20 protein-coding genes are annotated in these 23,759 nt (G+C 60.0%); 10 read left to right on the top strand and 10 right to left on the bottom strand.

Annotated elements, in window-relative coordinates; genetic code table 11:
* Positions 1-123 precede the first annotated feature (123 nt).
* Positions 124-834, bottom strand: a complete 711-nt coding sequence (locus PSH59_RS22230) for a LuxR family transcriptional regulator (protein WP_305393680.1) — start codon at positions 832-834, stop codon at positions 124-126.
* Between the two features lie 460 nt (positions 835-1,294).
* On the opposite strand from PSH59_RS22230, the gene PSH59_RS22225 reads away from it, so the two are divergent.
* The gene (locus PSH59_RS22225) at positions 1,295-2,071 is read left to right on the top strand and encodes a ferredoxin--NADP reductase (protein ID WP_305393679.1); all 777 of its coding nucleotides are present in this window, start codon (positions 1,295-1,297) and stop codon (positions 2,069-2,071) included.
* A 49-nt stretch (positions 2,072-2,120) separates the two neighbouring features.
* On the opposite strand, the gene mscL is transcribed toward PSH59_RS22225, so the two are convergent.
* The gene (gene mscL / locus PSH59_RS22220) at positions 2,121-2,537 is read right to left on the bottom strand and encodes a large-conductance mechanosensitive channel protein MscL (RefSeq protein ID WP_305393678.1); all 417 of its coding nucleotides are present in this window, start codon (positions 2,535-2,537) and stop codon (positions 2,121-2,123) included.
* A 287-nt stretch (positions 2,538-2,824) separates the two neighbouring features.
* Here mscL and katB point away from each other — a divergent pair, with 287 nt between their 5' ends.
* Genes katB through PSH59_RS22200 form a run of 4 tightly spaced genes read left to right on the top strand, consistent with a single transcriptional unit; the run spans position 2,825 to position 7,109 of the window.
* Positions 2,825-4,366 carry a catalase KatB gene (gene katB / locus PSH59_RS22215; protein WP_305393677.1) on the top strand — a complete coding sequence of 514 codons (1,542 nt, stop codon included), beginning with the start codon at positions 2,825-2,827 and terminating at the stop codon, positions 4,364-4,366.
* A 55-nt stretch (positions 4,367-4,421) separates the two neighbouring features.
* Positions 4,422-4,961 carry an ankyrin repeat domain-containing protein gene (locus PSH59_RS22210; RefSeq protein ID WP_305393676.1) on the top strand — a complete coding sequence of 180 codons (540 nt, stop codon included), beginning with the start codon at positions 4,422-4,424 and terminating at the stop codon, positions 4,959-4,961.
* Positions 4,962-4,996: 35 nt separating this feature from the next.
* Positions 4,997-6,364, top strand: coding sequence for a DNA repair protein RadA (gene radA, locus PSH59_RS22205; RefSeq protein WP_305393675.1), 1,368 nt, complete (start codon positions 4,997-4,999; stop codon positions 6,362-6,364).
* 19 nt (positions 6,365-6,383) lie between these two features.
* Positions 6,384-7,109 carry a hypothetical protein gene (locus PSH59_RS22200; RefSeq protein WP_305393674.1) on the top strand — a complete coding sequence of 242 codons (726 nt, stop codon included), beginning with the start codon at positions 6,384-6,386 and terminating at the stop codon, positions 7,107-7,109.
* Positions 7,110-7,113: 4 nt separating this feature from the next.
* On the opposite strand, the gene PSH59_RS22195 is transcribed toward PSH59_RS22200, so the two are convergent.
* Entirely contained in the window at positions 7,114-7,482 is a 369-nt protein-coding gene (locus tag PSH59_RS22195) for a PilZ domain-containing protein (protein WP_248078383.1), read from the bottom strand.
* 174 nt (positions 7,483-7,656) lie between these two features.
* Between PSH59_RS22195 and PSH59_RS22190 the strand changes: the two genes are divergently transcribed.
* From PSH59_RS22190 to yjiA, 3 genes are all read left to right on the top strand, one after another.
* The gene (locus PSH59_RS22190) at positions 7,657-9,723 is read left to right on the top strand and encodes a carbon starvation CstA family protein (RefSeq protein WP_305393673.1); all 2,067 of its coding nucleotides are present in this window, start codon (positions 7,657-7,659) and stop codon (positions 9,721-9,723) included.
* A 15-nt stretch (positions 9,724-9,738) separates the two neighbouring features.
* Entirely contained in the window at positions 9,739-9,936 is a 198-nt protein-coding gene (locus PSH59_RS22185; RefSeq protein ID WP_003176208.1) for a YbdD/YjiX family protein, read from the top strand.
* Positions 9,937-10,025: 89 nt separating this feature from the next.
* On the top strand, positions 10,026-10,985 hold the full coding sequence (gene yjiA / locus PSH59_RS22180) for a GTPase (protein ID WP_305393672.1): 960 nt from the start codon (positions 10,026-10,028) through the stop codon (positions 10,983-10,985).
* Positions 10,986-11,051: 66 nt separating this feature from the next.
* Here yjiA and glyA read toward each other — a convergent pair whose 3' ends face one another.
* Positions 11,052-12,305 carry a serine hydroxymethyltransferase gene (gene glyA / locus PSH59_RS22175; protein WP_248078377.1) on the bottom strand — a complete coding sequence of 418 codons (1,254 nt, stop codon included), beginning with the start codon at positions 12,303-12,305 and terminating at the stop codon, positions 11,052-11,054.
* Between the two features lie 139 nt (positions 12,306-12,444).
* Positions 12,445-16,296 (bottom strand): bifunctional diguanylate cyclase/phosphodiesterase, encoded by a 3,852-nt coding sequence (locus PSH59_RS22170; RefSeq protein ID WP_305393671.1) that lies wholly within the window; start codon positions 16,294-16,296, stop codon positions 12,445-12,447.
* A 285-nt stretch (positions 16,297-16,581) separates the two neighbouring features.
* Between PSH59_RS22170 and ettA the strand changes: the two genes are divergently transcribed.
* Together ettA and gdhA are read left to right on the top strand one after the other, a co-directional pair.
* On the top strand, positions 16,582-18,246 hold the full coding sequence (gene ettA / locus PSH59_RS22165) for an energy-dependent translational throttle protein EttA (protein WP_248078373.1): 1,665 nt from the start codon (positions 16,582-16,584) through the stop codon (positions 18,244-18,246).
* A 259-nt stretch (positions 18,247-18,505) separates the two neighbouring features.
* Positions 18,506-19,843 (top strand): NADP-specific glutamate dehydrogenase, encoded by a 1,338-nt coding sequence (gene gdhA, locus PSH59_RS22160; RefSeq protein ID WP_305393670.1) that lies wholly within the window; start codon positions 18,506-18,508, stop codon positions 19,841-19,843.
* Here the strand turns inward: gdhA and PSH59_RS22155 are convergent.
* The 5 genes from PSH59_RS22155 to PSH59_RS22135 form a co-directional block, all read right to left on the bottom strand.
* The gene (locus tag PSH59_RS22155) at positions 19,840-20,337 is read right to left on the bottom strand and encodes a GreA/GreB family elongation factor (protein ID WP_305393669.1); all 498 of its coding nucleotides are present in this window, start codon (positions 20,335-20,337) and stop codon (positions 19,840-19,842) included. The two genes, gdhA and PSH59_RS22155, sit on opposite strands and share 4 nt — an antisense overlap.
* A gap of 70 nt (positions 20,338-20,407) precedes the next feature.
* On the bottom strand, positions 20,408-20,764 hold the full coding sequence (locus PSH59_RS22150; protein ID WP_305393668.1) for a hypothetical protein: 357 nt from the start codon (positions 20,762-20,764) through the stop codon (positions 20,408-20,410).
* A gap of 106 nt (positions 20,765-20,870) precedes the next feature.
* Positions 20,871-21,164, bottom strand: a complete 294-nt coding sequence (locus PSH59_RS22145; RefSeq protein ID WP_305393667.1) for a chorismate mutase — start codon at positions 21,162-21,164, stop codon at positions 20,871-20,873.
* Between the two features lie 13 nt (positions 21,165-21,177).
* Positions 21,178-23,031 carry a DUF4105 domain-containing protein gene (locus PSH59_RS22140; RefSeq protein ID WP_305393666.1) on the bottom strand — a complete coding sequence of 618 codons (1,854 nt, stop codon included), beginning with the start codon at positions 23,029-23,031 and terminating at the stop codon, positions 21,178-21,180.
* Between the two features lie 92 nt (positions 23,032-23,123).
* A complete protein-coding gene (locus tag PSH59_RS22135) occupies positions 23,124-23,612 on the bottom strand; it encodes a DUF3015 domain-containing protein (RefSeq protein ID WP_248078360.1) in 489 nt (162 codons plus the stop codon).
* Positions 23,613-23,759: the final 147 nt, after the last annotated feature.

Here is a 23,759-nt window from a genome sequence, read left to right as displayed (position 1 = left end):
GCGGGAGAAAACTCTGGGTAATCGAACCATCCAGGTGAACCGCGACGCTAAGCTGCACGCTGCGCCATCACCCGGAACTGGTCGCGAATGTTACGTTTTTTCCGCAAGGATTACATAGGGTCTTTACAGAAACCCGGCTTTCGCTGCCACCATCACGGCGGCAATCTTATTATTGACGCCCAATTTGCGCATCGAACTGCAGTTGTGAAAACCGACGGTACGTTCAGACAGGCACAGGATCTTGGCGATCTCGCCTGCAGTCTTTCCCATCGCTGACCAGCGCAGCACTTCGATCTCACGTGGCGTTAAATTGCTGCTGGTTTTTGCCACCGGCTCATTCGCATATTTATGCGCGACCACCGTGTGCATGGCGTGGCAGAGCCACAAGGCATTACCGGCTTTTTCGTAAAGCTCCTCCGGGCTGATCTCATCGGTGCTTCGGCCCAGCGTCAGCATGCTGAATGTGCCTTTGGGGCCATGCAACGGTTGCGGCCATCCCACGTGTACACCGTGGGATTTGGCCAGCGCCCATAAATGCGGCGCGTCGCTAAACGCCGTTTCCTGCCAGACGAAAGGCAGTACCGAACGCTGACAGTGGGCAATTACGGGGTCGACCTCTGAAAAACGTGCTTGTTTGTACAGATGGTTCCATTGAGCGGGATAGTTGTTTCTTTCAAACAGTGGAGCGGGGTTTAGGGGTTGTTGAGTACTCATCGTGAATGAACAGAATTGGAAGCCGAGCGCATGTGTCTCGTTGATAACCATTTCAAAAACTTCTGTGACTTGGTCCTGGTCTTCCAGTTTCGGGAGTCTCGTGTTGCGCCAGTTGACCATCGGTAACTCTCCATGGGTATTTTGCGTGCCTTGGGTACGTCCTGAATCCCAACGCGGCACGAAAAATAGTGTAGGACAGCGGATGTTTTTTGTAGGAAAAAAATCGTAATAACGATGAAGTATTTGAATTTTCCTAACTTGTACAAGGGGGCGTGCATTTGTATAAAAAATATTGATACCAAGTTGAAAAATTATCTATTTTAAAAGCTTGGGGGTGATATCAAATTACCAGCATTGGCCGTGAGTTCGCATTTTTAAATTGGATTTGTCCAAGTCTAATAGCGAAATAATTAGTTCAGTTGAAGCCGTAAGTTTTAGCGGAATAACCTCAGCAACTTAGTGGTTTTTTCGGGAGGTAGTGTGCTGGCGAGTTGTGGAGCGGCAATGCCGGTACAAATCATCGGTGTTAGCGCGTGCTGCTTTGAGGGACACTAGGGCCCTGTGCAAAACGGAGTTCCCCATGACGGCCAGTGCTGAAAAATTCACCCGCCAGACATTGCTTGATGTGCAATCGCTGACCCCCAGCCTGTTTACCCTGCGTACTACCCGTGATCCGGGTTTCCGGTTTACCGCCGGCCAGTTCGTGCGCCTGGGTGTGACCAAGGCCGACGGCAGTACCGTATGGCGTGCCTATTCGGTGGTGTCGTCACCCTTTGACGAACACTTGGATTTCTTCTCGATCGTCGTTCCAGGTGGCGAGTTCACCAGTGAGCTGAGTCGCCTGCGGGTCGGCGACACGTTGATGGTAGAGCGCCAGGCCACAGGCTTTTTGACCCTGAATCGATTTGTCGACGGCCGCGATTTGTGGATGCTGGGTACCGGCACCGGAGTCGCGCCGTTTCTATCGATCCTGCAGGACTTTGAGGTCTGGGAAAAATTCGAGCGCATTGTCCTGGTGTACAGCGCCCGCGAGGCCCGGGAGTTGGCGTACCAGTCGCTGATCAACGAGCTGGGGGCGCGTGAGTATTTGGCCGAATACGCACATAAACTCACTTACATCCCCATCGTCACCCGCGAGACACACCCCGGTGCATTGAACGGACGTATCACCACGTTGATTGAAAATGGCGAGCTGGAGCGCGCGGCTGGCATCGAGCTGACCCCGGAACATTCCCGCGTACTGATTTGCGGCAACCCGCAAATGGTCGATGACACCCGCCAATTGCTCAAGCAGCGTGACATGCAACTGAGCCTGAGCCGACGTCCGGGGCAGGTCGCGGTGGAAAACTACTGGTAATAAAGAAGGCGCCTCAACCACAGGCGCCTTCTTTTCAAACCGATTCCGCTTAGAGCGGTTTGTCGTTCTGTGCCTTGAGCAGATCGCGGATCTCGCCCAGTAACACTTCTTCCTTGCTCGGCGTTGGCGGCAGGCTTGGGGCCGCGGCTTCTTGGCGCTTGAGACGGTTGATGGCCTTCACACCCATGAAGATCGCAAATGCGACGATCACAAAATCAATCACGCTCTGGATGAACTTGCCGTAGGCCAAGACCACGGCAGGCACATCGCCTTGCGCCGCCTTGAGCGTTATGGCCAGGTCAGCGAAGTCGACCCCACCGATCAACAGCCCAATGGGCGGCATCACCACGTCGCCTACGAACGAGGAAACAATCTTGCCGAAGGCTGCGCCGATGATGATACCGACGGCCATATCGACCACATTACCTTTGACCGCGAAGGCCTTGAACTCACTGATCACGCTCATAGGTTATTCCTTGTTACAGATGAGAAGGGTGGGACTCAGTGTAAGTCAGTCATAGCGGGCCTGCCGGACACAACCATTAACACTGTTAGTTTTAATCGACACATTAAAACGCAAATAGTTTGCAAAGTGCCACCAATCGCGCGCGAAATACGCGCCATTTCAGTGGTTTACCACATCAATTTCCTAATCGCCCCGGTGGGCTTTTTCTATTTATCTTCTGACCCGTGGGTCACTAGCCTCTGGCAAGCACAACTGAATGTGCACTAAAAAAACCAGAGGACACCTTGATGAAGACTCCAATGAACGGCCGCCCGGTGCTGGCGCGATATGCGCTGGTCATGGCGACGGCCAGCCTCCTGTCCGTTTCGGTGCAGGCCGCCAACCTGACTCGCGATAACGGCGCTGCGGTAGGTGACAACCAGAACTCGCAGACCGCCGGCGCCAACGGCCCGGTGTTGCTGCAAGACGTGCAGTTGATCCAGAAACTGCAACGCTTTGACCGCGAACGCATCCCGGAGCGCGTGGTACACGCCCGTGGCACCGGCGCCCACGGTACCTTCACGGTCACCGATAACCTCAGCGACCTGACCAAGGCCAAAGTGTTTGCCGCGGGTGAAACCACGCCGGTCTTCGTGCGCTTCTCGGCCGTGGTCCACGGCAACCATTCCCCGGAAACACTGCGCGACCCGCGGGGCTTCGCCACCAAGTTCTACACCGCTGATGGCAACTGGGACTTGGTCGGGAATAACTTCCCGACATTCTTCATTCGTGACGCCATCAAGTTCCCGGACATGGTCCACGCCTTCAAGCCGGACCCACGCACTAACCTGGATGACGACTCGCGTCGGTTTGACTTCTTCTCCCATGTTCCCGAGTCCACGCGTACGCTCACCGAGTTGTACTCCGACGCCGGTACCCCGGCCAGTTACCGGGAAATGGACGGCAACGGCGTACATGCCTACAAGTTGATTAACGCCAAGGGCGAAGTGCACTACGTCAAGTTCCATTGGAAGAGTCTGCAAGGCATCAAAAACCTCGACCCCAAGCAAGTCACCCAAGTGCAGGGGCGTGACTACAGCCACATGACCAACGACTTGGTCACCCATATCAACAAGGGCGACTTCCCCAAGTGGGACTTGTATGTACAGGTGCTCAAGCCGGAAGACCTGGCCAAGTTTGATTTCGACCCATTGGACGCGACCAAGATCTGGCCAAACGTACCCGAGCGCAAAGTCGGGCAGATGGTGCTCAACCGCAACCCGGCGAATGTCTTCCAGGAAACCGAGCAAGTAGCGATGGCCCCGGCCAACCTGGTGCCGGGCATCGAACCGTCGGAAGACCGTCTGCTGCAAGGCCGTGTGTTCTCCTACGCCGATACCCAGATGTACCGCCTGGGCGCCAATGCGCTGCAATTGCCGATCAACGCCCCGCGAGTCATCGTCAATAACGGTAACCAGGATGGCGCGATGAACAGCGGTAAAACCAGCACCGGTGTGAACTACCAGCCAAGCCGGCTGATGCCGCGCGAAGAGCCGCAAACCGCGCGCTACAGCCAGTCGGCGCTGGTGGGCAGTACCCAGCAGGCGAAGATCCAGCGTGAGCAGAACTTCAAGCAGGCCGGTGATCTGTACCGTTCCTACAGCCCCAAGGAACGCCAGGACCTGATCGAAAACTTTGGCGGCTCCCTGGCCACCACGGATGACGAGAGCAAGCACATCATCCTGTCGTTCCTCTACAAAGCCGATCCGGAGTACGGCACCGGCGTGGCCAAGGTTGCCAAGGGTGATCTGGCGCGCGTGAAGGCGCTGGCGGAAAAACTGACGGACTGAACCGTTGGTCCCGGTCGACGCTCTGTGGGGCGTCGACCTCTGACAGGAGACCCCTATGCGAATTTTCATCGGTTGGCTGATGGCCATGCTGGCCTTTGTCGCCCACGCCGAGGCCGCGGAGCCAGCGGCACTCAAGGCGCAGTTGCAGGACTATTACTTCGATGCCGCCCGCCGTGGCGACCTCGACATGCTCAATACCTTTATCGAGTCCGGTTACAGCCTCAATACCCAGGACGACAAGGGCTACACCGCATTGATCCTTGCCGCTTACCACGGCCAGGGGCCGTTCGTGGAGCGCCTGCTCAGCGCAGGGGCCGACGCCTGTGTACAGGACAAACGCGGTAACACAGCGCTGATGGGCGCGATCTTCAAGGGCGAGCTGAAAATCGCCCAGCGCCTGCTGGCCACCGACTGTAACCCCGACCAGCGCAACGGTGCCGGACAGACGGCCGCCATGTACGCCGGGCTGTTCAAGCGCATCGAGTTGCTTGACGCCTTGAAAGCCAAGGGCGCCGACCTGAACGCCGAAGACCCGATCGGCAACAGTGCTTCACGCCTGGCCAGCGGTGAAATCCGGACCCCGGCGCCGCGCTGAGCTATCATCGCGGTTTTTCGGTTGGAGGTTCTCAAATGGCAAAGGCCAAGCGCATGTACGGCTGCACCGAGTGCGGCGCGACCTTTCCCAAGTGGGCCGGCCAGTGCGGCGAATGCGGGGCGTGGAACACGCTGACCGAAACCATGATCGAGAGCGGCGGCGCGGCAGCCCCCACCGGTCGCGCCGGCTGGACCGGGCAGCAGGCACAGATCAAGACCCTGGCCGAAGTCAGTGTCGAGGAGGTCCCGCGTTTCTCCACCGCCTCCGGAGAATTGGACCGGGTACTCGGCGGCGGCCTGGTGGACGGCTCGGTGGTGCTGATCGGCGGCGACCCGGGTATTGGCAAATCGACCATCCTGCTGCAAACCCTGTGCAGCATCGCCAGCCGCATGCCGGCGCTGTACGTCACGGGGGAAGAATCCCAGCAGCAGGTGGCCATGCGCGCCCGTCGCCTGGGCTTGCCCCAGGATCAATTGCGGGTCATGACCGAAACCTGCATCGAAAGCATCATCGCCACGGCCCGTATCGAAAAGCCCAAGGTCATGGTGATCGACTCGATCCAGACGATTTTCACCGAACAACTGCAATCGGCGCCGGGGGGCGTGTCTCAGGTCCGCGAGAGTGCGGCGCTGCTGGTGCGCTACGCCAAGCAGAGCGGCACGGCGATTTTCCTGGTCGGCCACGTGACCAAAGAGGGCGCGCTGGCGGGGCCGCGGGTGTTGGAGCATATGGTCGACACCGTTTTGTACTTCGAGGGCGAATCCGACGGCCGCCTGCGGTTGCTGCGGGCGGTGAAGAACCGTTTCGGCGCCGTGAACGAATTGGGCGTGTTCGCCATGACCGACCGCGGGCTGAAGGAAGTCTCCAACCCCTCGGCGATCTTTCTGACCCGCGCCCAGGAAGAAGTCCCAGGCAGTGTGGTGATGGCGACGTGGGAAGGCACCCGGCCAATGCTGGTCGAGGTGCAGGCACTGGTGGACGATAGCCACCTGGCCAACCCGCGTCGGGTGACCCTCGGCCTGGATCAGAACCGCCTGGCGATGTTGCTGGCGGTGCTGCACCGTCACGGTGGCATCCCCACCCATGACCAAGACGTGTTCCTTAACGTGGTGGGCGGGGTCAAAGTGCTGGAAACCGCATCAGACCTGGCGTTGATGGCTGCGGTGATGTCCAGCCTGCGCAATCGGCCGTTGCCCCACGACCTGCTGGTGTTTGGCGAGGTGGGCCTGTCCGGCGAGGTGCGCCCGGTGCCCAGCGGCCAGGAGCGCCTTAAGGAGGCGGCCAAGCATGGCTTCAAGCGCGCGATCGTGCCCAAGGGCAATGCGCCGAAAGAGTCGCCGCCGGGCTTGCAGATTATTGCGGTAACGCGCCTTGAACAGGCGCTGGATGCGCTGTTTGAATAATTTTTCAGGGATGGGCGCTATGCAACGAATGAATGTCTGGGGGCTGGTCGCCCTGTTTGTCGCCTTTGTCGGATTTCCCGCCGTGGCATCGGCTGGGCTGCCTGCCGGTTACCGCTTGGCGCAAAAGCTGGTCACCGACGATGGCAGCGTGTTGCAGGTGCTTGAAGACCAGCGCATCAGCGCCCAGTTGCACGAGGACAGTTGGGGCAGTGGGTTGGATGAGGATTCGTTCGACGACCCTACGGACTTCATCGAAAACCCGCTGCTCAACGCCCAGGTGCGTTTGCTGTCGGCCTCGGGCGAGGTGGTTGCCCGGCAAGCCCTCGGTTATCCCCTGGCCAAGCTCAGCAAATCGGGGCTCAAGGGGCTACCCGCGCCGGTATATTTTTTGAGCATCGACCAGACTGCGCCGATGGGCAGCTACAGCGGGCCCGCCACGCAACTGTTACAACCGGCCAGGCAGCAGCTCACGCCGTTGAGTTACACCCGCGCCGACGGCAAACTCGAGCCGCTGACCCTGGCGCACACCGGCAAGGCCGACTGGACCGTTGCCACACCAGACGCTGGCGGGGTGGATGAGCTGTTGCAGGTATCGTGCTTCATGGACGGTGACGGCGAGGATGATTTTGCTATCCGCTACGAGACTTATCGGTTTGTCGATGGGCAGTGGCAGGGCGCCTCGCGCCAGAAAAAAGGCTTTTGGGACATGGAAAACGAATTCCCGGCGCGCACCGAGTTTCCCTGAACGCTCACACGTCCAGCAGCGCACCGAGTTCCCGCTCGAGTTCTTCCTGATCACCGAGGTTCAGCTCGATCAGCCGCCGCAGGTGACTGATCGAGTCCAGGTCGATTTCCTTGCATACAAAGCCTAATTGGCCGTGGTCATCGTGGGTCAGCTTGACCTGCATCTTTATGTGCGCCTTTGGGTCCAGGCGGATGTCGACCTCGAATGGCAATGCTTTATTGCCTTTCCAGGGCTCGGGCCGTTTGACTGCCAGGCCCTTGAGCGACAAATCCACCAATTGCACCGGCCATTCGTGGCCGTTTTGCCGAAGTTCGGTGGTGGCATCCAGGGCAATGCGGCGGAAACAGCGGCGGTCGGACGGGTGGTCGGTCATGGTGAAACCCTCTGTGAATAGAAGCAGTGTAGCCCTGCGCCATCACTGGGCCTTTTTTTCTGCTTTTTTTGCCGTTGCAAGGCTCTAGACCAACGTAGGGGGGTGGTCTTTAAGGCCAACAGCGCTAAACTCCGGGTGGCTGTCCTTTCTGTCCACCCTGGCTGGAATATAAAAATGAAAAATAATAATAGCCTGCTACGCCACCTACCCTGGCTGGTGCTGGCAATCGTAGGAGCGTGCGCCCTTGGCGTAGTGGCCTTGCGCCGCGGCGAGGCGATCAACGCCTTGTGGATTGTGGTCGCTGCGGTGGCCATTTACCTGGTCGCTTATCGCTACTACAGCCTGTTCATCGCGAATAACGTGATGCAACTCGATCCACGGCGGGCCACCCCCGCAGTCGTCAACAATGACGGTCTGGACTATGTGCCGACCAACAAACACATCCTTTTCGGTCACCACTTTGCGGCGATTGCCGGTGCAGGCCCGCTGGTCGGTCCGGTACTGGCGGCGCAAATGGGCTACCTGCCCGGCACACTCTGGCTGATTGCTGGCGTGGTGCTTGCCGGTGCGGTGCAGGACTTCATGATCCTGTTCCTGTCCACCCGTCGTAACGGCCGTTCCCTGGGGGACATGGTGCGTGAAGAGATGGGCCGCATTCCGGGGACCATCGCGCTGTTCGGCTGCTTCCTGATCATGATCATCATCCTCGCGGTGCTGGCGCTGATCGTGGTCAAGGCCCTGGCCGAGAGCCCATGGGGCATCTTCACGGTGATGGCGACCATCCCGATCGCGATGTTCATGGGCATCTACATGCGCTACATCCGCCCGGGCCGCATTGGCGAAATCTCGATCATCGGCGTGGCCTTGCTGCTGGGCTCGATCTGGCTGGGCGGGCAGATCGCTGCTGACCCGGTCTGGGCCAAGGCCTTTACCTTCACCGGCATTCAAATTACCTGGATGCTGATCGGCTACGGTTTCGTGGCGGCGGTGTTGCCGGTGTGGCTGATCCTGGCACCGCGTGACTACCTGTCGACCTTCCTCAAAATCGGCACCATCATCGCCCTGGCAATCGGCATCCTGGTCACCATGCCAGACCTGAAAATGCCGGCGCTGACCCAGTTCATCGACGGCACCGGCCCGGTGTGGAAGGGCGGCCTGTTCCCGTTCCTGTTCATCACCATCGCGTGCGGCGCGGTGTCGGGCTTCCATGCGCTGATCTCCTCGGGCACCACGCCCAAGTTGCTGGCCAACGAAAGCCACGCCCGTTACATCGGTTACGGCGGCATGCTGATGGAGTCGTTCGTGGCCATCATGGCGATGGTCGCCGCTTCGGTGATCGAGCCTGGCGTGTACTTCGCCATGAACAGCCCGGCGGCGATTGTCGGCAGCGACGTGGTCACCGTGGCGCAGACCGTCAGCAGCTGGGGCTTTGCAATTACCCCTGAAGCGTTGTCGGCCGTGGCCCACGACATCGGTGAAACCACCATCCTGGCCCGTGCCGGCGGTGCACCGACCCTGGCGGTCGGTATCGCGCAGATCCTGCACAGTGTGCTGCCGGGTGAAAACACCATGGCGTTCTGGTACCACTTTGCGATCCTGTTCGAAGCGCTGTTTATCCTGACCGCTGTCGACGCCGGCACCCGCGCCGGTCGCTTCATGCTGCAAGACCTGCTGGGGTCCTTCGTGCCGGCGCTCAAACGCACCGAATCCTGGACCGCCAACCTGATCGCCACCGCCGGTTGTGTGGCCATGTGGGGTTACCTGCTGTACCAAGGCGTGATCGACCCGCTGGGCGGCATCAACACCTTGTGGCCGTTGTTCGGTATCTCCAACCAGATGCTGGCGGGTATCGCGCTGATGCTGGCGACGGTCGTGCTGATCAAAATGAAACGCCAACGCTACATCTGGGTGACCATGCTGCCGGCGGTCTGGCTGCTGATCTGCACCACCACGGCGGGCTTCATCAAGCTGTTCGACGCCAACCCGGCGATCGGCTTCCTGTCGCTGGCCAAGAAGTACAGCGATGCCCTGGCCAACGGCCAGATCCTGGCGCCGGCCAAGAGCATCGACCAGATGCAGCACGTGATCTACAACGCCTACACCAACGCAACGCTGACGGCGCTGTTCCTGTTCGTGGTATTCAGCATCCTGTTCTATGCGCTCAAGGTCGGTGTCGCCGCCTGGGGCAACAAAGAACGCACGGATAAAGAAGCCCCGTTCCAGGCCGTACCGGACGCTTGATCGAGGATTGCAGCCATGTTCAATGACATCAGTCGCCTCGGTAAATACCTCGGTCAGGCCGCGCGCCTGATGGTCGGCATGCCCGACTACGACACGTACGTCGAGCATATGCAAACCAAGCACCCGGACAAGCCGATGATGGACTACAAGGCGTTCTTCCGGGAGCGCCAGGAAGCCCGTTACGGCGGCAAGGGTGGGCCCAAGTGCTGTTGACCCGATTGTTCGGGCTGGCGGTGATCTAACTGTGGGAGGGGGCTTACCCCCTCCCACATTCGTTTCTGCGTTCCTTCAAGGAGAATGCTGTGTCCTCTCCCATTCCCGTCACCGTCCTCAGCGGTTTCCTCGGCGCCGGCAAAACCACGTTGCTGCGTCACCTGCTTAAAGCCGAGCACGGCCTGAAAATCGCCGTGATCGAAAACGAATTCAGTGACGCCGGTATCGACACCCAACTGCTGGGCGAAGAGCCGGTGCAAGTCATGACCCTGTCCAACGGCTGCGTGTGCTGCACCATCCACACCGACCTGACCAAGGCCCTTTATCTGTTGCTTGAGCGCCTGGACAGCGCAGAGATCGCGTTCGACCGCCTGGTGATCGAATGCACCGGCCTCGCCGATCCGGCCCCGGTAGCCCAGACCTTTTTCATCGATGAAGAGCTGCGCGAGCGGTATATCCTCGACGGCATTATTACTTTGGTGGACGCGGCCCACGCCGAGCATCATCTGACCCAGACCATTGCCCAGGCCCAAATCGGCTTCGCCGACCGCCTGCTGGTGAGCAAACGTGATCTGGTGGACGACGCGACCTTCGATGCACTCAGCGAACGTCTGACGCGTATCAACCGTCGCGCGCCGATCCGTGTGGTGGACCACGGCAACATTGACCTTGCCGAGTTGCTCGATGTGCGGGGCTTCAACCTCAACGCCGGCATGAGCCTGCGCCCGGTGAGCAAGGCGCCGTCCATCGACCGTATCTCCAGCGTGGTGCTGCGCACCGACCAGCCGCTGGATATCGACCGTCTCAGCGCCTTCATGAACGAGCTGTTGGAAGACCACGGCAAGCAACTGCTGCGCTACAAGGGCGTGCTGAATATTGCCGGGGAGGATCGACGCATGGTGTTCCAGGGGGTGTTGAAGCTTTATGGCTTCGACTGGGATACCGAATGGGCCGAAGGCGAAACGCGGGAAAGTGTGATGGTGTTTATTGCCGATGAATTGCCGGAAGACAAGATTCGGGAAGGGTTTGCCAAGGTCTACCAACCGTGAATTGCATTTCAAACTGAAATAAAAAGCCCGGCTCAAAAGCCGGGCTTCTTATTCACGAAACTGCAATCAAGCGCCGTATACCGGCAGCTTTTTGCAGATGGCCTTGACCTTCTCACGGACCGCGTCGATCACGGCTTCGTTGTTCAGGTCCGCCAGGATGTCGCAGATCCAGCCGGCCAGTTCCTTGCACTCTGCTTCCTTGAAGCCACGAGTGGTCACAGCCGGGGTGCCGAAGCGCAGGCCCGAGGTGACGAACGGCGAACGTGGGTCGTTCGGCACGGAGTTTTTGTTCACGGTGATGAAGGCTTTGCCCAGGGCAGCGTCAGCATCTTTACCGGAAATGTCCTGCTTGATCAGCGACAGCAGGAACAGGTGGTTTTCAGTACCGCCGGACACTACATCAAAGCCGCGCTCGATAAAGACGCCGGCCATGGCCTTGGCGTTCTTCACCACTTGCTGCTGGTAGGTCTTGAACTCAGGCTGCAGTGCTTCCTTGAAGCAGATCGCCTTAGCGGCGATCACGTGCTCCAGTGGGCCACCCTGGGCGCCAGGGAATACGGCGGAGTTCAGCTTCTTCTCGATGTCGGCGTTGGCGCGAGCCAGGATCAGGCCGCCACGTGGACCGCGCAGGGTCTTGTGGGTAGTGGTGGTAACCACGTCAGCGAATGGAACCGGGTTCGGGTAGACGCCTGCGGCGACGAGGCCGGCCACGTGGGCCATGTCGACGAACAGGTACGCGCCGACTTTGTCGGCGATGGCGCGGAAACGCGGGAAGTCCAGGATCTGCGAGTAGGCAGAGAAACCGGCCACGATCATTTTTGGCTTGTGCTCAACCGCCAGGCGCTCGACTTCGTCGTAATCGATCAGGCCGTTGGCGTCGATGCCGTATTGAACGGCGTTGTACAGCTTGCCAGAGGAGGAGACGCTGGCGCCGTGGGTCAAGTGACCGCCGTGGGCCAGGCTCATGCCCAGGATGGTGTCGCCACCTTGCAGCAGGGCCAGGTAGACGGCGCTGTTGGCTTGGGAGCCGGCGTGCGGCTGGACGTTGGCGTAATCGGCACCGAACAGCTCTTTGGCGCGATCGATGGCCAGTTGCTCAACCACGTCGACGTATTCGCAACCGCCATAGTAGCGCTTGCCTGGGTAGCCTTCGGCGTACTTGTTGGTCAGCACCGAACCTTGAGCCTCCATGACCGCGGGGCTGGTGTAGTTTTCCGAAGCGATCAGCTCAATGTGCTCTTCCTGGCGCACGGCTTCTTGCTCCATGGCGGCGAAGAGATCGGCGTCGTACTTGGCAATGGTCAAATCACGGCTGAACATGGCGGTCCTCAAGGATCGGGGGCAGAAAAGGAGGGCATTCTAACCCAATGGGTTTTAGATGGCATATGAAAGGACGTCATGTCGCGGACAAGCGGGGCTCATCTGGGGATGTGGCGGCCATAAGCCCCCACCCAGTCTTTCAGTCGAACATGAACAGCGCGTCATTGCTGAACTGCGCTTCGAAGCGATTGGCCGGCATCGGCCGCCCGAACAGATACCCTTGCACCTCATCGCAGCCATGCTCACGCAGGAAGTCCAGTTGCTCATGGGTTTCCACGCCTTCGGCGATCACCGCCAGGTTCAGGCTGTGGGCCATGGCGATGATGGCGCGGGCGATTTGTGCATCCTGCTCGCCGGACGGCAGGCCGTCGACGAAGGTGCGGTCGATCTTCAGCACGTCGATCGGGAACTGCTTGAGGTAGTTGAGCGATGAGTAACCGGTACCGAAGTCGTCCACCGCAATGCTCAGGCCGAGGTTTTTCAGGCTGTCGAGGATGTGCATGGCCTCGTTGACTTCGCGCATCAGGATACTTTCGGTCAGCTCCAGCTCCAGGCATGCCGGCGCCAGGCCAGTGTCCTTGAGGATGGTGGCGATACGGGTGCCCAGCTGGCCATCGGAGAACTGCCGCGCCGAGATATTCACCGAGACTTTTGGCACGCGCACCTTGTTCTGGTGCCAGGTCTTGAGCTGACGGCAGGCTTCGGCGATGACCCAATCGCCCACTTCCACCACCAGGCCCAACTCTTCGAGCACTGGAATGAAATCCCCCGGCGGCACCAGCCCGCGGCGCGGATGGCGCCAGCGCAGCAGGGCTTCGGCGCCGGTCAGGCGTTTGCCGTCGCCGCTGAACTGCGGCTGGTAATAGAGCACGAATTCGTTTTGGTCCAGGGCGTGGCGCAGGTCGCTTTCCAGTTCCAGGCGCTCCAGGGCGCTGGCGTTCATGTCGGCCTGGTAGAACTGGAAGTTGTTCTTGCCGCGCTCCTTGGCGTGATACATCGCCGTGTCGGCGTTCTTCATCAGTTGGCTCAGCTCGTTGCCGTCCTGGGGGCTGAGGGCGATGCCGATACTGGCGGTCACAAAGAACTCGCGGCCTTCGAGCACGAACGGCTTGACCAGGCTGGCGAGGATCTGTTCGGCGACGTGAATCGCCCGGTTCAGTGCCAGCTCGCGGTTGACCCGCGGCTGCAGCAACAGGGTGAACTCGTCACCGCCCATGCGCGCCACGGTGTCGTCTTCGGCCACGCAGCCGAGCAGGCGAGTGGCCATTTCCTTGAGCATACGGTCGCCGGCGGCGTGGCCCAGGGAGTCGTTGATCGGCTTGAAACGGTCGAGATCGAGGAACATCAGCACCACCCACGACTTCTGCCGCTCGGCAGACTGCAGCGCGGTGTGCAGGCGGTCCTGGAACAGTGTGCGGTTAGGCAGGTGGGTCAGGGCGTCGTAGTAAGCCAGGCGGTGGATGCGCTGCTCACTGGCCTTGCGCTCGCTGATATCACTGAAGAAACACACGTAGCTGGCCAGGTCGCCTTCATCGTCGAACACCGCAGTAATGCCGACCCAGGCCGGGTAATGCTCGCCATTGCGACGCTTGAGCCACACTTCGCCTTCCCAGGTACTGTGCTGGTGCAGTTGTTTGAGCACGTAGCGCAGGTGGGCTTCCTGTTGTTCGTCGACCGTGAGCATGTTCGGCAGTTGGTCGAGTACGTCACTCACTTCGTACCCGCTGACGCGGCTGAACGCCTCGTTGGCCTGCACGATATAACCGGCGGGGTCGGTGATCAGAATCGCCGAGGTTGAGTGCTCGAATACCGTGGCGGCCATGCGCAGGTCTTTCTCGGCGCGGCGTTGCTGGCTGATGTCACGGCCGACACCCAGGATGCCCTCGAAAGCACCATGCTCGTCCCAGACCAGTACCAGGCGCAATTCGATCGGCACTTTGCGACCGTCTGCGCGCAGGCAGTCGAATAGAAACAGCTGTGTCTGGACTTCATCGCGCAGCCTGTTCAGCGCCTCGATGTCGCCCAGCGCGCGGCTGATCTGTTCCATCAGGCTATAAACGCCGGCCAGTTGCTGCGGGTTGGCGATGATCGACTGCCAGCCGTTCTTGAACACCCAGTCCACGTCATAGCCCAGCACCGCGTTGACCGAGGGGCTGACGTAGTTCAGGGCCAATTGGCTGTCGGTGGAGCAGATCACGTCGCTGATGCTTTCGGCCAGCATGCGGTAGCGTTTTTCGCTGTCGCGCAGGGATTCGCTGGCTTCGATCTGGTCGGTAATGTCTTTGGCCACGCCGATGATGCGTGTGACGTGGTGGGTATTGTCCCGGGCCAGGGCCTGCTCACGAATATCGAAGCGGCGCCATTCATTGTTGCGATGGCGAAAGCGCAGTTGGCATTGCAGTTGGGTCAAATAGCCAGCCTGGCGTTGCTGTTGGCGCAAATCGTGGTAGTGCTCAGCGTCTTCGGGGTGCAGCAGGATTTCCCAGAAGTACTCGCCCATTTGCTGCAGTTCGGCCTGGGTATAGCCGAGCGTATGCCCCAGGTGGTGGTTGCTGAAAATCATGCGCTGGCTGATCACATCCTGCACATACAGGTGATCGGGCACCGTGCGCACAACGTCCGACCAGAAACTCTCACGCTCCACCAACGACAGCTCGATCAGCTTGCGGCTCGTGATATCGCTGATGCTGAGGATCACGGCCTTGAAATCGTCCTGCTGCTCGGGCAGACGCATGACCAACCACAGGTACTGTTCGTTACCGGCTACATCCTTGAGCTGGATCTCCAGTTCAAGCTGTTGCTGTTGGGTCAGCAAGGCTTCGAGTATCCGGTGGCCGATGGAGGTGGGGTTGCTTGGGCCGTCGTTGATCAGCCGCTCCCAGGCGTCCTCGCACGAGCCCACGTTCAACAGGCGCACCGCCACCTGGTTGACTTCGGTGACGCGCAGTTCCTTGAGTAGCCGTCGGCATTCTTCGGGACTGCCTTGCAGCCAGGCGAGCAGTTGCTCGCGGCTTTTCAAGTGCGCCTTGTCAAAGAACGTATTCACGCCCGACAGGTCCAGCACGCACAGAGCGACGCCGGTGCCTTCAAAAATATCCTGGTAACGCCGCCGGCCTTCATGCACCTGGCGCTGGCGGCGGCGCATGTTCAACAGCACGATCACCGGGACCAACGAAAATGCCAGGCCCAGCAGGCACTTGCCGATAAATGCCGGCAATAATTGCTCCAGCACGGCCGAGCGGTCGAACAGCCCGCGCAGTTGCCAATCGCTTTTGCTTAAGGGGGTGACCAGCACACTTTTGTTCAGCTCGCCCGGGGTCAGGGTGCCGGCCCATTGCGCCGGCATGCCGCTGTCACGGCTGACCACGCGTTGGTTCAAGCGATTTTCGATGGCCCACATCGGCCGTTGGCCCTGGCTGTCCTGGCGAGTCAGGTTGACCAGGTAGTCGGGCGCCAGGCGCAGTGCCCAGTACATCCGCGAGCCGCCACTGGGTTGATGCAGCAGCAGATAAACGATCGTGCCGTCGTCGTTGTTGCTCAGGTAATAGGACTGGCCGTGGCTGCGCTGTACCAATTCTTCGAGCCAGGCGCGGTCCCGGCTGTCAGTGGCGCTGTCGCTGATCATCGCGCCGCTGGGCGCCAACAGGGCAATGCTGCGCAGTTCCGGCAGCGAGCGTTGCAAGGTACGCATCAGCGCCTGTTGTTGTTCACTGTCGCGTGGCGGCTCGACCATCGGTAGCAGGTTTAGGGCGATTTTTGCGCTCAGGGCCATGTTCAGGCTGATCTGTTCCGCCAGATCGGCGCTGTAGTCGATGGTGTATTGCTGCTGGTTTTTCTGGTTTTGCTGCAGTTGGTCCAGCAGTTGCCAGAACAATAAGGCGAGCAGCATGAGGACAAGCGTCGCCAATGCGCCTTTAAGGGTGCCGTGCAGGGGCGCTCCCGGCGCTATATGAGCGGCGCGCAAGGGAGTTGGCGGCGTGACTTTGGACAAGCTGTGATCCTGCGGTTTGGCTGGACTGGCGCGCGACGTGCACTATAAGCCGGACGCCCGAAGGGCGGCTAGCATGCCTTGACTTGTGGCAAAGTGCCAGTCCCGCTCGGCTGGACTGACCAAGCGCATTCAGGTAGCTTTGCCGGTTACGCGGGGGCGTTCCAGCCCCAGACATTCAGGTTTTTTCCGCCCGCAGGCATTGATGATAATCAACGGCCCGCGCCGCGCATGGCCTGACACGGGCTTCGCCCGCTTAATTCATCAGTCACTGACGCTAGGTTCACCATGGCTCAATACGTCTTCACCATGCATCGGCTGGGAAAAGTTGTTCCGCCGAAGCGGGAAATCCTGAAAAACATTTCGCTGTCTTTCTTTCCTGGCGCCAAGATCGGCGTGCTCGGCCTCAACGGTTCGGGTAAGTCCACGCTGCTGAAAATCATGGCCGGCGTCGACACCGAGTTCGAAGGCGAAGCCCGCCCGATGCCCGAACTGAACATCGGTTACCTGCCGCAAGAGCCGCAACTGGATCCGTCCAAGACCGTGCGTGAAGTGGTCGAAGAGGCCGTCAGCGTGATCAAGGACGCCCAGGCGCGCCTGGACGAGGTCTACGCGGCCTACGCCGAGCCGGACGCCGACTTTGACAAGCTGGCCGCCGAACAGGCCAAGCTCGAAGCCATCCTGCAGGCCGGCGACGGTCATAACCTGGAGCGTCAGCTGGAAGTGGCCGCCGATGCGCTGCGCCTGCCGGCCTGGGACGCCAAGATTGAACACCTGTCCGGTGGCGAGAAGCGTCGTGTGGCGCTTTGCCGTCTGCTGCTGTCGGCTCCCGACATGCTGCTGCTCGACGAACCGACCAACCACTTGGACGCCGATTCCGTCGCCTGGCTGGAACATTTCCTTCACGACTTCCCAGGCACCGTGGTCGCGATCACGCACGACCGTTACTTCCTGGACAACGTTGCCGGCTGGATCCTCGAACTCGACCGTGGCGCCGGTATCCCTTACGAGGGCAACTACTCCGGTTGGCTGGAAGCCAAGTCCGACCGTCTGGCCGCCGAATCCAAGCAGCAATCGGCTCACGAAAAAGCCATGAAGGAAGAACTGGAGTGGGTGCGCAAAGGCGCCAAGGCCCGCCAGTCCAAATCCAAGGCACGTCTGCAACGCTTCGAAGAGATGCAGTCGCAGGAATTCCAGAAGCGCAGCGAAACCAACGAGATCTACATCCCGGCTGGCCCGCGCCTGGGTGACAAGGTCATCGAGTTCAAGAACGTGTGCAAAGGCTATGGCGATCGCGTGTTGATCGACAACCTGTCGTTCTCCATGCCAAAAGGCGCGATCGTCGGCGTTATCGGTGGTAACGGTGCGGGTAAATCCACCCTGTTCCGCATGCTGATGGGCAAGGAAACCCCGGACTCCGGCACCATCGAGATCGGCGAAACCGTGCAACTGGCCTGTGTGGACCAGAGCCGCGACGACCTCGACGGCAGCAAGACCGTGTTCCAGCAGATTTCCGACGGCTCCGACCAGATCCGCATCGGCAACTATGAAATCCCGTCGCGCACTTACGTGGGACGCTTCAACTTCAAGGGTGGCGACCAGCAGAAGTTCGTCAAGGACCTGTCCGGTGGTGAGCGCGGTCGCTTGCACCTGGCCCTGACCCTGAAAGAGGGCGGCAACGTGCTGCTGCTCGACGAACCGTCCAACGACCTCGACGTTGAAACCCTGCGTTCCCTGGAAGAAGCCCTGCTGGACTTCCCGGGCGCCGCCATTGTGATCTCTCACGATCGGTGGTTCCTTGACCGCGTCGCGACCCACATCCTGGCGTACGAAGATGACTCCCAAGCGGTGTTCTTCGAAGGTAACTACACCGAGTACGAAGCCGATCGTAAGAAACGCTTGGGCGAAGCTGCTGCCCAGCCGCACCGTGTGCGTCACAAAAAGCTGGCCTGATTCAGGTCTGCGGCGTGAATGAGCGGAGCCTTCGGGCTCCGCTTTTTTTTGCTCGGGATTTATAGGGGATTGTATTGGTGCGCAACGGCCAGGCTTTCTCCCTTAAATGGTGCGTAAGCTGCCTTAAAAGTGGATACATTTATATCAAATGCACCTTTTAAATTCACAAAAGCGACATTTTGCCCTGTCGCGGTGCGACATGAATTGATAAAGTCCGGCTCAATCTCCCTTAAAAACAATCAATTTGCCGAGACTGTTCATGACCGAATCCGTCGAATCCTTCCTTGCCCGCCTCAAGAAACGCGACCCGGACCAGCCGGAATTCCACCAGGCCGTAGAAGAAGTCCTACGCAGTCTGTGGCCGTTTCTTGAGGCCAATCCCCATTACCTGACGTCAGGCATTCTGGAGCGCATCTGCGAGCCTGAACGCGCGATTACCTTCCGGGTTTCGTGGGTGGACGATCATGGCAAGGTTCAGGTCAATCGCGGTTTCCGCATCCAGATGAACAGCGCCATCGGCCCGTACAAGGGCGGCCTGCGGTTTCACCCGTCGGTGAACCTGGGCGTGTTGAAATTCCTCGCCTTCGAGCAAACCTTCAAAAACTCCCTGACATCGCTGCCCATGGGCGGCGGCAAAGGCGGCTCGGACTTTGACCCAAAAGGTAAGAGCGATGCCGAAGTCATGCGCTTCTGCCAGGCGTTCATGAGCGAGTTGTACCGCCACATCGGTGCGGACGTGGACGTTCCGGCCGGCGATATCGGTGTGGGGGCCCGTGAGATCGGCTTCCTGTTCGGTCAGTACAAACGCCTGAGCAACCAGTTCACATCGGTGCTTACCGGCAAAGGCATGACTTACGGCGGCAGCCTGATCCGTCCGGAAGCCACCGGGTTTGGCTGCGTTTACTTTGCTGAAGAAATGCTCAAGCGCAACGGCCTGCGAGTCGAGGGCAAGCGTGTAGCGGTGTCCGGCTCCGGCAACGTGGCGCAATACGCGGCGCGCAAGGTGATGGACCTGGGCGGCAAGGTGATTTCCCTGTCTGACTCTGAAGGGACGCTGTACGCCGAAAGTGGTTTGACCGAAGAACAGTGGTCGGCCCTGCTGGCGCTGAAAAACGTGCAGCGCGGTCGCATCAGCGAACTGGCTGAGCGCTTTGGTCTGGAGTTTCGCAAAGGCGAGACGCCGTGGGCGTTGGCGTGCGATATCGCGCTGCCTTGCGCCACCCAGAACGAACTGGATGCCGACGCCGCCCGCGCGCTGCTGCGCAATGGCTGCCTCTGCGTGGCCGAAGGCGCCAACATGCCGACGACGTTGGAAGCGGTGGACATCTTTATCGAGGCGGGCATTTTGTTCGCACCGGGCAAGGCATCCAATGCCGGTGGCGTGGCCGTCAGCGGTCTGGAAATGTCGCAGAACGCCATGCGCCTGCTGTGGACGGCCGGGGAGGTCGACAGCAAGCTGCATAACATCATGCAATCGATCCATCACGCCTGCGTGCACTACGGCGAAGAAAACGGCCGGATCAATTATGTGAAGGGCGCAAACATCGCAGGCTTCGTGAAGGTTGCCGACGCGATGCTGGCCCAAGGCATCGTCTAGACGTCAGCGTCGATGCGCAGCACCTCGATCAACTGATCGCCGACGGGGCGCTTCCACAGCACCTCGTCACCCACCCGGGCGCCCAGCAAGGCGCGCCCGAGGGGCGAGCCCCAGTTGATCAGGCCGGCACCGGCGTCCGCCTGGTCCTCACCGACCAACTGGATGCGCTGCTGTTCATTCTGCTCGTTGGCAAAGGTCACCCAACTGCCGATCTGAACCTTGTCGGTGGCGGTGGCCGGCGCCACTACTTGAGCGCTCTGCACCCGCTGGTTGAAGTAGCGCAGGTCCCGTTCAAGGTCGGCCTGGCGCTGTTTGTCGGCCTGCTCGCCCCTGGCGGACTCGGTGCTGTATTCGGACTGCAGTTGCGCAACCTTGGCCTGCAACTGCGCCAAACCCAGCGCCGTCAGGCGATTGGGTTGCTCGCTGACCTGGCGCTCCACCGGCTGATCGGCCTGGGCGGCGGCGCTGTCTTCATTCACAAAAGCTCGGCTCATGGTGTTCTCCCTCTATGGAGCTTGGGCCATGGTCGCCGCGCTTTAGTTTCGATGGATGTCTGAAAACGACCTAGGGCGAGCGATAGGCCCGTGCGGCATCGCGGTCTTTCTCCTGCTGCCAGGCGCGTTCACGGTCATTCCAGTGGTTGTCCTCGTAGTCGCGTAGTTCTTCGTTCTCGCGCATGGCCTTGCACTGGCGGAAACCATCCTCCCAGCCTTCGGCGTAGGTGCGGTCTTTCAAGTAACGCGGCACGTTCTTGCGAAACTCCCCGCTGATCACCCCGGCCGCCTGGCGACCGCTGCTGCAGCCGTCGTCAAAGCCATCGGCAAACGCCGGTGGATACCCTTTGGCCAGCAACTCCTGGCGAGTCGATTGACAAGCCGCCAGCCACATCACCGCACACAGCACCACTGCATACCGCCACATCGCTTGCTCCCTGGCCGTTTCACGGCTGATGGGGGAAGTCTAGAAGGGGATTCGTTGGGGGGATGTGAAAGGGGTGTGAGAAATGTGTAGACCGGGACGCAAGAGGTTAGGTGTTCAGCGCCGCGTGGTCAGCCAATTCCTGCCTGATAAACGCCGCAATCATGGCGCGATACACCTGCTCGGTGACGTCCGGGTTGGCACCCAGCGCGTGCGACAAGTCCCGCACTTTTGCGATGACCTGTTCAACCCGCTGGGGGGCCTTGACGCCGTCGGCGTCTTTTTTGAAGCGTGCCGCCTGGGACACATACTGGCCGCGTTCGGCCAGCAAGGCGACGATGTGTTGGTCGAGTCGGTCGATGTGGTGTCGAACCTCGTCCAGGCTGGTGCAGGTCACTTCCATGTTGTTGATCCTCCTAATAGTGATACCACTTCACCTCAAGCATCACTTCATTCACCGGTGTCGACAAGTGGCTGTACTCGCGCTGTGCACTCAGGCGCAGGCCGAGGTTGCGGGACAGTTCCCATTGCTGGTTGAGGCTGATGCTGCGTCGCACCTCGCCATTGGTGAAGAAGTCGCCTTTGGCTTCCAGGCTCAAGTTGCCCAGCGGGTTTTTCCACAGCACGCCGGTATTGAAGCCGGCGGCGGGGGAGATGGCTTCGCTGAAGTCGTTGTTGTGTTCCACGCGCACGGTGCCGAGGGCGAAACCGAGCATGTCGTCGTTCAGCTGCCAGGTGCCGCCGGCACCGCCGTTGACGTGGGCCACCAGGGTCTCGTCGTCGTGTTTGCCCGGTACGCGTTCCAGGCCGCCGGTGACTTGCCATGACCAGGGTTGCAGCAGGGCGTTGCGCGGGGTCAGGGAGCGGATGGTGGCCAGGTCCAGTTGCTGCAGTTGCCAGTGGTTGCCTTCGTACTGGCGCAGTTTCATTTGCAGGATTTCGATCTGCGCGCCGAGGGGGAAGCCTTCGGCGTTGTCGTTGAGGTCGTGGTAGGCCATGCGCAGGCCGTATTCGCCGAAGGCTTTGTCGCCACGGGTGCCGATGCCGGCTTGCCAGGTGCGCGACTCATGGCCGTTTTCCGGCAGACCAGGGGGCGTGATCTTCAGGTCCGGTGCAGGGTTCTGATTGATCGCGCGCAGCAGTTCGAAACTGCGCTGGGAGCGGGCAGTGTCGCGCTCCAGGCCGTTGGCGCGGTAGCGGCCCAGGCGATAGGCCGCGTCGATGATCAGTGCCTGACGGTCGCGGGGTAACGCTTTGAAGGCCGGCTCCTGCAATTGTTTCTGGTCATCGCTGACCTTGAGCACCCATTGCTGCTCATCGCTGTCCAGCGGCTTGGCGCGTTCCAACAGTTCGCGCTCGCGGGACGGCCGGTAGTCGATTTTTTCGACCAGGCCCGCGTCTTTCACAGCCTTGACCGTATCGGTGGGAATGGCGGTGAGGGGAAACTGTTCGGTCAGGCGCAGGCCGGGGCGCGCCACTTGCAGCAGTTCGAGCAGGCGATAGGAGCAGTTTTCGTCAAAGAAGAAATAGTCGAACTTGATCTGCTTGAGCTCCCACACGTGCTCGACCATGCGCTCGGTCTCGACCTGGGTGAGGTTGAGGCGGTATTCCCACAGGTCGCGGTTTTCCAGGCTGCGGTATTCGGAAAGTTTTTCCTGGTACGGCACCAGCGCGAACAGGCCGGGGTAGCCGCCCATCAGGCCTTTCCAGGCATACAGGATGCTGTTGTCCGAGCCTTCGATGTAGGCGCCGAAGTTGATCGCATAGCTGAGCAGCGCCGTGTTGTTGCTCTGCACGTCAGCCTGGTCGATACGCAGCAGGGTGTGGCCGAACATCGACGACGGGCTATTGAGGTAGGCCGCCGGAAAAATCATCACCGCGCTGTGGGGGGCGACGTCCTTGAACCATTGTTTGAATTCGGTGCAGTCCACGGCCGGCAGGTCGGTCAGGTGCAACTGATCCTTGAGCCAGCGGGTACGTGCGGGGTAAACGCATTGGGCGTGTTTTTCACCCAGGCTGGCCGGCGCATAGAGGGCGTCAACGGTGGCCTTGAGTTCCGCATCCGGGTGGTGGGCGCCATCGGCTGCGAGGAAGAATTTCTGGTCGCTGACATAACTGCGCCAGCCTTTTAGCTTGCCGGCTTCGTAATGGCCTAACGACAGCCAGAACGGATCATTGGCCAGTTGCTGCAAACGTTGATCATCAAGATGCGGTGCCGCGTACAGCGGGGCGCAGGCGAAGAGTGCCATCCAGGCAAAGCGTTTGAGCATAGGGGCAACTTAAGTCGGATATTGGACAGACCCAAAGGGAGGTGGGCCCAAAAAATAAAACCCGCGCCTGGGGAGGCGCGGGCAGGTCGAGCTTAAGCCTGGGTAGCGTATTTCGCCAGACGGGCATCGCCTTTGAGTACAGCCAGGGTGTTGTTGTGCACATCATCAGCGGTGACGTCAGCCTTGCTGAAGATTTGCTGGAAGTGTTCGTGAGTCACGGCCGCGAAGTGCTCGCGATCTTCCGGAGCCACGCCCAGTACCACGGCGTAGGTGGTCAGTGCTTCGCCATTGCCCTTGGCCATGTCTTCGGACAGCTCGTTCATCATGCCATTCATGGCAATCCAGGACTTGCCGCCGTAGGTCAGCGCGCTGTTGGTGCTGCAACCGTTGGTGCCCGAGGTCATGCCGAAGGTGGCGTTGCCCGAAGTGCCGTTGGTGGTGGAAGCCAGGAAGTGAGCCGGAGTACCGCGCTGGCCTTCGAACAACATGTTGCCCCAACCGCAGTTCGGGCCACCTGGTGCTTCTGCCATTGCATTGAGGGAGACGACGGTGAAGAGAGTACCGAGAAGGATCCGTTTCATAGCTTTGTTCTCTTTGTGTGCAAACCAATGGACAAGGGTTCAGGCGCTTCGTAGCGCCCTAGGGGCCAGTTATTAGTCCAACCCGCGCAGTTTGGAGTTTAGGCACGTTCCAAGGGTTCCGTGTGTTTTTATAAAACAATCAGCATT

This window comes from Pseudomonas sp. FP2309 (assembly GCF_030687575.1).
Lineage (GTDB): Bacteria > Pseudomonadota > Gammaproteobacteria > Pseudomonadales > Pseudomonadaceae > Aquipseudomonas.
The sequence above is the reverse complement of the archived record's forward strand: the minus strand, read 5'-3'. Positions and strand labels throughout refer to the sequence as shown.